We start from the raw sequence: 11,720 nt of genomic DNA, 5'->3' as shown, positions 1-11,720 counted from the left end.
TTCGTCATGCCAAGCACCAGGAAGACCGTGGTCTCGTTGGTCGCCGTGGGTACGCTGCTCGGCGCCGCGGGCGTCGCCGCGGCGGACACCGCGTCTCCCGCCCCGTCCGGCACGCCCACCGGCGACGGCGCCGCGGCGCTGTGCCGGCGCGCGCCGAAGGTCGACCAGCGGATCGACCGGATCCTCGACCGGCTGCACGCGGACGCGTCCCGGCGCGGTTCCGTCGCCCGGCTCGAACAGCGCGTGGCCAATGCCAGGTCGGCGGGACACAAGGAGATCGAGAACTACCTCAACGACCGGCTCACCTTCCGGCGCTCGCTGATCCCCACCCTGGAGGCACGCCAGAAGGACCTGTCCCAGGTCGAGAAGTGGTGCGGCGCCAACGGCAACGGGAGCGCGAAATGAGGGGCGCGCGCCGCGTCGCACCGGCCGGGCTGGCCGCCGTGGCCGTCCTGCTGCTGGCCGGCTGCGGTCACGGCGAGGACGCCGGGCAGCCGGCGCCCGCCTCCTCGTCCTCCACGGACCTCGGTCACCTGCGGAAACTGGTAGACGACGCCGATTCGACGGCGAGCCGGGCGGAGTCGGACATGGCCCGGGAGTGACCCGGGCGGGCGTCGGCCGGAACCCTCTGGCGCGAGCCCGCCCGTCCAGCCCGTCCGGCGTTTGCGGACGGGCTGGACGGGCGATGCGGGGGTCCACGGGGCGGCAGCCCCATGGCGGGGTGCCGGGGCGGAGCCCCGCAGGGGTCCGGGCGGAGCCCTTGGCGGAGTCCGGGACCGGCCACGGCTGCCCCCTCCCCGCGTTCCTACCGGCCGGTCTCCGCCTGTCGGCACCGGTCGTGGCGAGGGGCGTGGCACGGGGCGGTCCGGCGGTGTTCCCGGGTCCAGGACCGGGGTGGCCGCGGCGGGACGCCGGACCGTGGGGCGTCTCGTACCGCGGGACCCGGCGGGCGGTACGGCCGGCGGGACGGGCGCCGGCACCGTCGCGGCTGCCACGGGGCCTCCGGCCGGCGCGCGGTACCCACGGGACGGGCACCGACCCCATCGGCCGCCTCGGGTCCGTGCCAAGGGGCATCGTCTGCGGCCGGATCAGGGCAGCGTCCCAGGGGTGGGCGGCGAATCACCGGGACGGATCCGATGGCGGCCGTCGACGGGGTGGGTCGTGAGATGCGGTCGGTGCGGATGCTCGGAGGCGACGCGTTCGACGATGAGAAGGGCGGCGTCGTCGGAGGGCCGGTCGCCGACGTGGGAGAGGAGGTCGTCGTGGATGTGACGCAGCAGGGCGTCGGGTCCGGCACCCCGGAACGTGGCGACCCGCTCGGCGAGCGGGTAGAAGGCGCCCGTCGGTGACCGGGCCTCGATGACGCCGTCCGTGTAGAGCAGCAGGATGTCGCCCACCTCGAAGGCGAACGGGTCGGTGCGGTGCCGGGCGGCGGGCGTTTCGCACAGACCGAGGGGTGGCACCGGGTGCTTGGCGTGCAGGATCTCGATCCCGTGGCCGTGCAGCAGCAGGGGCGGGGGATGGCCGCAGTTGATCATCTCGACCTGGGTGCCGTGGTCGGGGATGTCGAGGACGAGCGCGGTGATGAAGTGCTCGCCGGGGTCGTGCTCGGTGTCGGCCACCTCGTCGAGGTCCCGGCACACGCTCGCCTCCAGCGCCGCCGTCAGTTCGGGCAGCGTGGCGTACCGCTGGGCGCCCTCCCGGAACGCGCCGAGCGCCACCGAGGCCTCGCCGATCGAGGACATGCCCTTGCCGCGTACGTCCCCGATGACCAGCCGGGTGGACGCGTGGGCGGAGCGGGCCACGGCGAAGAGGTCGCCCCCGATGCGGGCCTCGTCCTCGGCGGCCAGATACAGCCAGGCCACCCGCAGTGGCCCGATCCGGCGGGGCGGTGGCCGCAGCAGAACACGCTGCGCCGTCTCGGCCACCGAACGTGACCGGCTCAGCTCACGGGCTCTCCGCTCCCGTACGTGGCATACGAAAACCACCAGGGCGGAGAGCACCGACAGGGCGATGATCTGCGCGACGTGGTTGGCCGTGCCCAGGCCGCCGTGCAGCACTGCTATGACCACCTGGGCCGTCACGGCCAGCACGCCGACCAGGGCGGTCATCCGTGGTCCTGCCAGCGAGGCGGTCAGCGCGGGCGCGATGACCAGGAGCGGGCCGAGATGGACGTCGGCCGGTGATTGGATGTCCACCACGGTGATCACTACGATCAGCACGACAGGGACCGCCACCAGTCCGCGGCCTGACGGCTGCTCCACGAGGCGGTCCACTGACACGCGCCGGACGCTCACCTCCCCATTTTCCCCCGGACCAGGAGCGCCTGCTCCCCGGCACCCGGCCCCGCATCCCGTGGGGGAGTCCCGAGGGGGCTGCCCCGGCTCTAGGGATGTTCCCAGATACAAGGGGTCATAAGTCGCCCTTATGTGGTCATAGATCCAACCCGAGTACTGACTAAGGCATGCCTTAGCTTAGGCTTCCCCGCGAGTCACCCCTGCCCCCTTCGAAGGGAATCTGATCATGCCTCGCCCCCTGCGGGTAGCCATTGTCGGAGCCGGTCCCGCCGGCATCTACGCCGCCGACGCGCTGCTGAAGTCCGCAGTGGCCGTCGAGCCCGGTGTGTCCATCGACCTCTTCGAGCGGATGCCGGCCCCCTTCGGCCTGATCCGCTACGGCGTCGCCCCGGACCACCCGCGGATCAAGGGCATCATCACGGCCCTGCACCAGGTGCTCGACAAGCCGCAGATACGTCTCTTCGGCAATGTCGACTACCCGGGGGACATCAACCTGGACGATCTGCGTGCCTTCTACGACGCGGTGGTCTTCTCCACGGGCGCGACGGCGGACCGGGCCCTGGACATACCCGGCATCGGTCTCGACGGCTCGTACGGCGCGGCGGACTTCGTCTCCTGGTACGACGGGCACCCCGACGTGCCGCGGACCTGGCCCCTCGAAGCGGAGAAGGTCGCCGTCCTCGGCGTCGGCAACGTCGCGCTCGACGTGGCGCGCATCCTGGCCAAGACCGCCGACGAGCTGCTGCCGACCGAGATCCCGCCGAACGTCCACGAGGGGCTCAAGGCCAACAAGGCGCTGGAGGTCCACGTCTTCGGCCGCCGCGGCCCGGCGCAGGCCAAGTTCAGCCCCATGGAGCTGCGGGAGCTGGACCACTCCCCGAACATAGAGGTCATCGTCGACCCCGAGGACATCGACTACGACGACGGCTCGATCGCCACCCGGCGCGGCAACAAGCAGGCCGACATGGTCGCCAAGACCCTGGAGAACTGGGCCATCCGCGACGTCGGCGACCGGCCGCACAAGCTGTTCCTGCACTTCTTCGAGTCGCCGACCGAGATCCTCGGCGAGGACGGCGAGGTCACCGGCCTGCGCACCGAGCGCACGGTCCTCGACGGCACCGGCAACGTCAAGGGCACCGGCACTTTCAAGGACTGGGACGTCACGGCCGTCTACCGCGCCGTGGGCTACCTTTCCGACAAGCTCCCCAAGCTGCCCTGGGACGTCGAGTCCGGCACCGTCCCCGACGCGGCGGGCCGGGTGATCGAGGAGACCGGCGAGCACCTCCGGTCGACGTACGTCACCGGCTGGATCCGGCGTGGGCCGGTGGGCCTGATCGGTCACACCAAGGGCGACGCCAACGAGACCGTCGCCAGTCTGCTCGACGACCACGCGAGCGGCCGTCTGCACACGCCCGTCGCACCCGAGCCGGAGGCCGTGGACGCGTTCCTGAAGGAGCGCGACGTCCGCTTCACCACGTGGGAGGGCTGGTACCGGCTGGACGCCGCGGAGAAGGCGCTCGGTGAACCGCAGGGCCGCGAGCGGGTGAAGCTCGTCGAGCGCGAGGACATGCTCGACGCCAGTGGAGCGTAGGGCACGCCGCGTGACCGCACCTCCCACGGTCGTCGGCCGCGTCCGCAGCCGTCGCTGACGATGGAGGGCGGAACCACCCTCCACTTCACCGACGAACCCGTCACCACGGTCCTGGAGCGGCCCTCGAGGCGGCTGCGGGCCGGGACGTGCGCCTCGGCGGGGGATCGGCCACCGTCCAGCAGTATGTGCGCGCCTGGCTCGTCGACGAACCGCACCTGGCCGTCGTTCCCCGGCTCCTCGGGCGAGGTGAGCGTCTCTTCGACCACCTCGGGGACGCGGTCGACGGCTACCGCGTCCCCGAGCTGGTGAGCTCGCCGGCCGTCGCCCCCGCCCGGCTGCTGCGCCGGTGGCGTGATCCCGGTGCCGCGCGCGTGACGTCAGGTGTGCGCCACATGGTGCATGACGTCATGTGGTGCATGACGTGATGTGGTGCACCAGACGGTGCGCCGCCCGGGGTCGGCGTGTCCGGTACCGGCATCGGCGGGCGCGCGGCGCGCGTCTCCTTCCGGCACGGCTGAGCTCGTCGCGCGTGTCACCCCGGCGCGTCCGAACTCGGTGAAGCGCCTCACCCGGCGCGTCCGGGTCCACCGCGTCCGAGTCCGGTGCATGCGAGTCCCTCGCGCGGCTCACCCCGCGTCGGCGGAGGCCGTGCCGGACGCCGGGGGGCGCGGACCCGGCGCGCCCACCCGCAGACCGTCCATCACCAGGTCCAGCAGACGTGCGGCGCGCGGCTGCCAGTCTCCGTGCGCGTCCATCTGCCAGAGGCCGGCGATCGCGAGGACGAAGTCGTCGGGGGTCACCCCCGGGCGGATGGTGCCCGCCCGCTCGTTGGCGTCGAGAAGGAGGGAGACGGCCGAGGAGACCGCGCCGTGCCCCAGCCTGGTCAGGGTGCCCCGGGTCACGGTGGACGCGCGCAACGCCTCGGCCAGGCCTGCCTTGGCCATGGCGTACTGCGCCAGCCGGTCCATCCACTCCCGCAGGGCCTGGTCGGGAGCGCGGGTCTCCAGCAGCTGGGCCGCGGTGTCGGCGAGCTGCTGCACCTCGTAGCGGTAGACCTCCAGGACCAGCGCCTCGCGGTTGGGGAAGTTCCGGTAGAACGTGCCCTGTCCCACGCCCGCCTTCTTGGCGATCGCGCTGAGCGGGGTGTCCGAGGAGTGGGTCAGTTCCGCCAGGGCCACTTCGAGGATGCGCTCGCGGTTGCGCTGCGCGTCCGAACGCAGCGGGGCGTCCTTCTTCTGCTGCACTCGTCCCCCTTCCGGAAGGCACGGCACTCGCGGCGGAGCCCGGCCTTGCTAAGTGGACAGCTGTCCGCTAAGTTCAGGGTTAGTGGACAGCTGTCCACTTCGGTTCACCATAGCGCGAGATCCGGCCAACGTGGACTGTTGGCGCCCCTCGAAGCCGGCGTGGCTCCGCACCCTGTACGGCGGCCCTCGGTCCCATCCGCCCCCAACGCTCAGCGCCACTCCTTCCCCCGCGACCCGCGACTCGGCGAAAGAAGGCTGCTCATGGCCCCATCGACGTCCAGCGCCATCACCCTGAACATCAATGGCGAGAAGTACACGCTGCCCGTCGACCACCGCACCACCCTGCTCGACGCGCTGCGCGAGCATCTCGATCTCACGGGTACCAAGAAGGGCTGTGATCAGGGTCAGTGCGGCGCCTGCACGGTGCTGCTCGACGGGCGCCGCGCCGTCTCCTGTCTGCAACTCGCCGTGGCCGCGGAGGGCCGCGACATCACCACCATCGAAGGCGTGGCGGACGGGGAACGACTGCACCCGGTGCAGCAGGCCTTCCTCGACCTCGACGGTTATCAGTGCGGCTACTGCACACCGGGCCAGATCTGCTCGGCCCTCGGCGTGATCGAGGAGCACGCGGCGGGCTGGCCGAGCGCCGTGACCGCCGACGTACGGCCCGAAGCGGGCGTCCCGCCGCTCACCGCCGAGGAGATACGCGAGCGGATGAGCGGCAACCTGTGCCGCTGCGGCGCATACGTGTCGATCGTGCAAGCCGTCGCCCGGGCGGCAGAGGACGGGGCGGTCCGGGCCGGGGAAGTCCGTGCCGCGCGGTCGGACCTCATCGAATCCGACGTCACGGAATCCGGTGCCGCGGAATCCGATGCCATGGAGACGGAAGCGGACGAAGAGTCCGGCACCACCGGAGTGGATGCCAAGGAGGCTGTGGCATGAAGGAGTTCGGCTATGAGCGCGTCTTCGACGTGGCCGGCGCGGTCGCCCTGCTGGGCGCCGACCCCGAGGCGCGGTGTCTCGGCGGCGGCACCAACCTCGTCGACCTGATGAAGAGCGGGGTGGAGCGGCCCGCGCGCCTGGTCGACGTGCGTGAACTCCCCCTGGACCGGATCGGGTTCACCCAGGGTGAGGGGCTGCGCATCGGTGCGACCGTCACCAACAGCGACCTCGCCGCACACCCCGAAGTGCGGGGCCGATACCCGGCGTTGGCGCAGGCCGTCCTGGCCGGTGCCTCGGGGCAGCTGCGCAACATGGCCACGGTCGGCGGGAACCTGCTCCAGCGCACCCGCTGCGGCTACTTCACCGACCTGGCGAAACCCTGCAACAAGCGTGTTCCCGGCAGTGGTTGTCCCGCCATCGAGGGCGAGCACCACAACCACGCCGTCCTCGGCGCCTCCGCGCACTGCGTCGCCACGCACCCCTCCGACATGGCGGTGGCCCTCACCGCCTTCGACGCCGCCGTCACGTACGAAACGCTCGACGGACCGGGTGAGTTGCCGCTCGCGGAGTTCTATCTGCCGGTGGGTGACACTCCGCACCGGGAGACCGCCCTGCCGTCCGGCGCGCTGATCACCGGCGTCACCGTGCCCGCCGCCCCGGTCGCCGCCCGCTCCCGCTACCGCAAGGTGCGCGAGCGCGCTTCGTACGCCTTCGCGATCGGCTCGATCGCCGCCGCGCTCGACGTCCGCGACGGGGTGGTGCGCGAAGTGCGCCTCGCCTTCGGGGCGGTGGCGTCCCGGCCGTGGCGTGCCCGGGAGGCCGAGCGGGCGCTGCTGGGGGGACCGGCGGACGCCGAGGCCTTCGCCGCCGCCGCGGACGCCGAACTGGCGTCGGCCGAACCGCTGCCCCACAACGGATACAAGGTGCCCCTGATGCGCAATCTCGTCGTGGCGACGCTGACCGAGCTCACCGAGGAGGCCGCCCGATGACCACGACCACCACGACCACCACGACCACCACGACCCCGGCGGTCGTGGCCGTCGGCACCGCGCGCACCCGTGTGGAGGGCGTGGCCAAGGTGACCGGAGCGGCTCGCTACGCAGGCGAGGTGCCCTATCCCGAACTCGCCCACGGCTGGCTGGTGCTGTCCACGGTGGCCCGGGGCCGTGTCCGCGCCGTGCGGTCCGCGCCCGTCCTCGCGATGCCGGGTGTCCTCGCCGTCCTGGACCACGTGAACGCCCCGCGCCTCAACGGCGATTACACGAACGCCTTCGGCGTGCCCGACCCGATCGCCCAGATCTTCCAGCGGGACCGGGTCCCGTACGCCGGCTGGCCGGTGGCCCTCGTCGTCGCCGAGACACCCGAGCAGGCGAGGGAGGCCGCCGAGGCGCTCGTCGTCGAGTACGACGAGGAGCCGCACGACGTCGTGTTCGCCGCCGGACTTCCCGGTGTGTACACGCCGGAGAGCGCCCCCGCCGCGACGAAGGGCGACCTGGAGGCCGAACTCGCCGCGTCCGCCGTCGTCGTGGACGCCGAGTACAGCACCCCGGAGGAGCACCACAGCCCCATGGAGCCGCATGCGGCGGTCGCCCGCTGGGACGGCGGCCGGCTCGAGGTGATCGACTCCAACCAGGGCAGCAGGTTCGTGGCGGACGAACTGGCGAAGCTGTTCTCGCTCGACCCCGAGTCGGTCCGGGTGCGGTCCGAGCACGTGGGAGGCGGCTTCGGCTCCAAGGGGACCCGACCCCACTCCGTCGCCGCCGCGATGGCCGCGACCGTGCTGCACCGCCCGGTCAGGGTCGTCATGACCCGGCGTCAGATGTTCTCCCTCGTCGGTTATCGCAGTCCCACGGCGCAGCGGGTCAGGCTCGGCGCCGACGCGGACGGACGGCTGCGCGCGGTCGAGCACCGGGCCGAGAGTCTCACCTCGACCGTCCACGAGTTCGTCGAGCGCAGCGCCGAGTTCGGGCGGGCGATGTACGGCTCCGACGCGCACCACTCCGCCAGCCGCGTCGTACGGCTCGACGTGCCGACGCCGAGCTGGATGCGGGCCCCGGGGGAGGCGCCGGGTTCCTTCGCGCTGGAGTCCGCGATCGACGAACTCGCCGAGAAGTGCGGCCTCGACCCGATCGAGCTGCGTCTTCGCAACGAGCCGGACGTGGGCCCCGTCTCCGGGTTGCCCTTCAGCAGCCGCAATCTGGCCGGCTGCTTCGAGGAAGGGGCCCGCAGGTTCGGCTGGGCGGGCCGTGACCCGCACCCCGGAGTTCGCCGCGAAGGGCGTCTGCTGCTCGGCACCGGCACGGCCGCGGCCACCTTCCCCATGCTGTCCGCCCCGTCCACGGCGGCCGTGACAGCGGAGCCCGACGGCACCTTCACCGTACGGATCACCGCCTCGGACATCGGGACCGGGGCGCGGACCGCGCTCACCCTGGTCGCCGCGGACGCACTGGAGACGGAGCCGGAGCGCATCCGGATGCGGATCGCGGACAGCGACTTCGGCCCGGCGATGATCGCCGGCGGTTCGATGGGCACCCGTTCCTGGGCCTGGGCGATCCGGGTCGCAGCGGCCGAGCTGCGCGAGCGGCTGGTCCTCGGCGGTGGCATCCCGCCGGAGGGGATCACGGCGCGCTCGGACACCTCCCAGGCCGTCGGCGCGCTGCCGCCGATGGAACGGCACACCTTCGGGGCGCAGTTCGCCGAGGTCGCCGTGGACGTCACCACGGGGGAGGTGCGGGTGCGGCGGATGCTCGGCATCTTCGCCGCGGGCCGCATCGTCAACCCGCTGACGGCGCGCGGGCAGTTCGTCGGCGGAATGGTCTGGGGCCTGTCCATGGCGCTGCACGAGGAGGCGGTCCGGGACCGGGCCACGGGCGGCCATGTCGGCGCGGACCTGGCCGGTTACCACTTCGCCGCGCACGCCGACGTGCCGCAGATCGAAGCGGACTGGGTGGACGACCCGGACCCGGACGACCCGGTCGGCATCAAGGGCATCGGTGAGATCGGGGTCGTCGGAGCCGCGGCGGCGATCGCCAACGCGGTCTGGCACGCGACCGGCGTACGCCACCGGAACCTGCCGATCCGACCCGACCGGGTGCTGCTCGCGGGGACCGCGGCGGAAGGGGATCCGGGTGCTTGACCTGGCCGACGAGCTGCACCGCTGGGCCGAGGAGGGCCGGGACTTCGCCGTCGCCACCGTCGTGCGCGTCGGCGGCAGCGCGCCGCGCGGTCCGGGCGCCGCCCTCGCCGTGGACGGCCACGGCACGGCCGTCGGCTCGGTCTCCGGGGGATGCGTCGAAGGGGCCGTGTACGACCTGTGCGTCCAGGCGCTCCAGGACGGCCGGACGGTGCTCGAACGGTTCGGATACAGCGACGCGGACGCCTTCGCGGTGGGGCTGACCTGCGGCGGTGTCGTCGATGTCCTGGTCACGCCGGTGCGCGCGGACGCACCGGACCGGAAGGTGTTCGAGGCGGCGCTGGCGGCCGCGGCCCGCGGTGAGCCGGCCGCCGTCGCCCGGGTGGCCCGGGGACCGGCCGAGCTGCTGGGCAGGGCGCTGCTCGTCCGCCCCGACGAGATGTACGGGCCACCGGTCGAGGGAGGTCTCAGCGGTTCCCCGGCGCTGGACGGCACGGCGGCGGGGGAGGCCCGCGGCATGCTGACGGCGGGGCGTACCGGCACGGTCGAGGTCTCCGAGGACGGTTCGCGGTGCCCGGGAGGCGTGACGCTGTTCGTGGAGTCCAGTGTGCCGCCACCGCGTCTGATCGTCTTCGGCGCCGTCGACTTCGCCACGGCGCTGGTCCGGGTCGGCAAGTTCCTCGGTTACCACGTGACCGTGTGCGATGCCCGTCCCGTCTTCGCCACCCGGGTCCGTTTTCCCGAGGCGGACGACATCGTCGTCGACTGGCCGCACCGCTATCTCCGGCGTACCGGGACCGACGAGCGGACGGTCCTGTGCGTGCTCACCCACGACGCCAAGTTCGACATACCGCTGCTGGAGGCGGCCCTGCGGATGCCGGCGGCCTTCGTCGGGGCCATGGGGTCGCGCCGCACCCACGAGGACCGTGAGCGGCGGCTGCGCGAGGCCGGGCTCGGCGAGCGGGAGCTGTCCCGTCTGAGGTCCCCGATCGGGCTCGACCTCGGGGCCCGTACTCCGGAGGAGACCGCGCTGTCCATCGCGGCGGAGATCGTCGCGGCCCGTGAGGGCGGCACCGGCGCTCCGCTGACCGGCTCGCGGACGCCGATCCACCGCGACGGGGGTGGCGGCCCGGGCGGCGGTGCGACGGGGACGCGGGAGGCCGCCTGACCGGTGGCGGCCGGCCGGGTGCGGGTTCGCGCGGTTCTGGAAGGGTACCGGCGGGCTCAGGGCGTGCCGGAGGTGCGGCAGGACGCGGCCGAGCGTGCGAGCCAGTCGTACGCGGCCCGCGCCGTGAACTCGGCCTGGCCCCCGCGCAGCAGCAGCCCGGCCGTGCCGAACGCCGGGTCGTCGGCCTGCGCGGTGACGTACGGGATCGCGAGGCAGCGCATCCCGGCCGCATGCGCGGCCGCGGCCCCCGGGGCGGCGTCCTCCAGGACCACACAGTCCGCCGGCGCGGCTCCCAGGCGGGCAGCCGCCTCCAGGAAGACGTCGGGGGCGGGCTTGCCGTGCGCCACCTCGTCGGCCGAGACGGCGGTCGTCAGTCGGGCCGCCAGGCCGGTCCCCGTGAGGATCACCTCGATGGCGGCGGCCGAGGAGCCCGAGGCCACGGCCATCGGGACGCCCTCGTCGGCCAGCAGCCGGACGAACTTCCGCATCTCCGGATAGACATGCGTGGAGGCACGGGCCAGCTCCAGATAGCGGCGGTTCTTGTCGGCGAGCAGGACCTCCAGCGGAGCCCGCAGACCGTAGCGCTCCTTCCAGAGGGCGAGCGTCTCCCGGGTGCTGATGCCGACGTACTGTTCGTGGTCGGCCCAGGTGAAGTCGGTGATGCCCTGTTCGGCGAGTGTCTGCCGCCCGGCTTCGAAGTAGTTCGGCTCGCTGTCCACGAGAGTTCCGTCGAGATCGAAGATGACCGAGGTGCGACCGAGAGCGCTCATGGGGTCCAGGATGCCAAGGCCCGGCCGGTGAGGGGTGAGGTGTTCCCCGCGTCGCGATCACCCCGTCGCCGCCCCCGTCAGCCGTTCGCCATCCGGCCGATCGATTCCACCAGTGGCAGCACCCGGTGCGGGACACGTTCGCGCAGCGCCACCTCGGTGCGGGTCCGTACGACGCCGGGCATGCTGATGAGCGATTGGATCACGTCCTCCAGGTGGGCGTTGTCGCGCGCCACCACCCGGGTGAGCAGATCGCCGCCGCCCGTGATCGAGAACGCCTCGATGATCTCCGGTACGGCGGCGAGCGCGTCGCCCACTTCGTCGAGATGGCCCTGCGTGACCTCGATGTGCACGAAGGCCAGCACGGGGTGGCCGAGCGCCGCGGGGGACAGCGAGGGTCCCGTGCCGGTGATCACGCCGTCCCGTTCCAGCCGGTCCAGGCGGGCCTGCAGCGTGCCGCGGGCGACGCCGAGCGTGCGGGCGTACTCACGCACGCTGGTACGCGGCTGCTCCAGGAGGAGCCGCAGGATCCGGGTGTCGAGCTCGTCCACGGCCATGGTGCGCCGGCCTTCCTGCCG

Annotated in this window: 12 protein-coding genes; 8 read left to right on the top strand and 4 right to left on the bottom strand. The window is 72.8% G+C overall.

The window, feature by feature from the left end; all coding sequences use genetic code 11:
• The first annotated feature begins 6 nt into the window (after positions 1-6).
• Both OHB41_RS06845 and OHB41_RS06840 read left to right on the top strand, forming a co-directional pair.
• The gene (locus tag OHB41_RS06845; protein ID WP_266697044.1) at positions 7-405 is read left to right on the top strand and encodes a hypothetical protein; all 399 of its coding nucleotides are present in this window, start codon (positions 7-9) and stop codon (positions 403-405) included.
• Positions 402-602 carry a hypothetical protein gene (locus OHB41_RS06840; protein WP_266697043.1) on the top strand — a complete coding sequence of 67 codons (201 nt, stop codon included), beginning with the start codon at positions 402-404 and terminating at the stop codon, positions 600-602. The genes OHB41_RS06845 and OHB41_RS06840 overlap by 4 nt, the downstream gene beginning before the upstream one ends.
• Before the next feature lie 486 nt (positions 603-1,088).
• Here OHB41_RS06840 and OHB41_RS06835 read toward each other — a convergent pair whose 3' ends face one another.
• On the bottom strand, positions 1,089-2,282 hold the full coding sequence (locus OHB41_RS06835; RefSeq protein ID WP_266697042.1) for a PP2C family protein-serine/threonine phosphatase: 1,194 nt from the start codon (positions 2,280-2,282) through the stop codon (positions 1,089-1,091).
• Between the two features lie 241 nt (positions 2,283-2,523).
• On the opposite strand from OHB41_RS06835, the gene OHB41_RS06830 reads away from it, so the two are divergent.
• Both OHB41_RS06830 and OHB41_RS06825 read left to right on the top strand, forming a co-directional pair.
• Positions 2,524-3,888, top strand: a complete 1,365-nt coding sequence (locus tag OHB41_RS06830) for an FAD-dependent oxidoreductase (protein ID WP_266697041.1) — start codon at positions 2,524-2,526, stop codon at positions 3,886-3,888.
• A gap of 146 nt (positions 3,889-4,034) precedes the next feature.
• Entirely contained in the window at positions 4,035-4,313 is a 279-nt protein-coding gene (locus tag OHB41_RS06825) for a dihydrofolate reductase family protein (RefSeq protein WP_266697040.1), read from the top strand.
• 201 nt (positions 4,314-4,514) lie between these two features.
• Here the strand turns inward: OHB41_RS06825 and OHB41_RS06820 are convergent, their stop codons facing one another.
• Complete coding sequence (locus tag OHB41_RS06820; protein ID WP_266697039.1) at positions 4,515-5,132, bottom strand: TetR/AcrR family transcriptional regulator; 618 nt, start codon at positions 5,130-5,132, stop codon at positions 4,515-4,517.
• 261 nt (positions 5,133-5,393) lie between these two features.
• Here OHB41_RS06820 and OHB41_RS06815 point away from each other — a divergent pair, with 261 nt between their 5' ends.
• Genes OHB41_RS06815 through OHB41_RS06800 form a run of 4 tightly spaced genes read left to right on the top strand, consistent with a single transcriptional unit; the run spans position 5,394 to position 10,375 of the window.
• Positions 5,394-6,074 carry a (2Fe-2S)-binding protein gene (locus tag OHB41_RS06815; protein WP_266697038.1) on the top strand — a complete coding sequence of 227 codons (681 nt, stop codon included), beginning with the start codon at positions 5,394-5,396 and terminating at the stop codon, positions 6,072-6,074.
• Positions 6,071-7,063, top strand: coding sequence for an FAD binding domain-containing protein (locus tag OHB41_RS06810; protein ID WP_266697037.1), 993 nt, complete (start codon positions 6,071-6,073; stop codon positions 7,061-7,063). The genes OHB41_RS06815 and OHB41_RS06810 overlap by 4 nt, the downstream gene beginning before the upstream one ends.
• On the top strand, positions 7,060-9,210 hold the full coding sequence (locus tag OHB41_RS06805; protein ID WP_266697036.1) for a xanthine dehydrogenase family protein molybdopterin-binding subunit: 2,151 nt from the start codon (positions 7,060-7,062) through the stop codon (positions 9,208-9,210). Before OHB41_RS06810 ends, OHB41_RS06805 begins: the two co-directional genes overlap by 4 nt.
• The gene (locus OHB41_RS06800) at positions 9,203-10,375 is read left to right on the top strand and encodes an XdhC family protein (RefSeq protein WP_266697035.1); all 1,173 of its coding nucleotides are present in this window, start codon (positions 9,203-9,205) and stop codon (positions 10,373-10,375) included. Before OHB41_RS06805 ends, OHB41_RS06800 begins: the two co-directional genes overlap by 8 nt.
• A gap of 56 nt (positions 10,376-10,431) precedes the next feature.
• Here OHB41_RS06800 and OHB41_RS06795 read toward each other — a convergent pair whose 3' ends face one another.
• Complete coding sequence (locus tag OHB41_RS06795; RefSeq protein ID WP_266697034.1) at positions 10,432-11,145, bottom strand: HAD family hydrolase; 714 nt, start codon at positions 11,143-11,145, stop codon at positions 10,432-10,434.
• 77 nt (positions 11,146-11,222) lie between these two features.
• Positions 11,223-11,699 carry an Lrp/AsnC family transcriptional regulator gene (locus tag OHB41_RS06790; RefSeq protein WP_266697033.1) on the bottom strand — a complete coding sequence of 159 codons (477 nt, stop codon included), beginning with the start codon at positions 11,697-11,699 and terminating at the stop codon, positions 11,223-11,225.
• Positions 11,700-11,720: the final 21 nt, after the last annotated feature.

The sequence above is a fragment of the Streptomyces sp. NBC_01571 genome, assembly GCF_026339875.1.
GTDB lineage: Bacteria > Actinomycetota > Actinomycetes > Streptomycetales > Streptomycetaceae > Streptomyces.
Note: the sequence above shows the minus strand (reverse complement) of the source record. Positions and strands in the feature narration are given on the sequence as shown.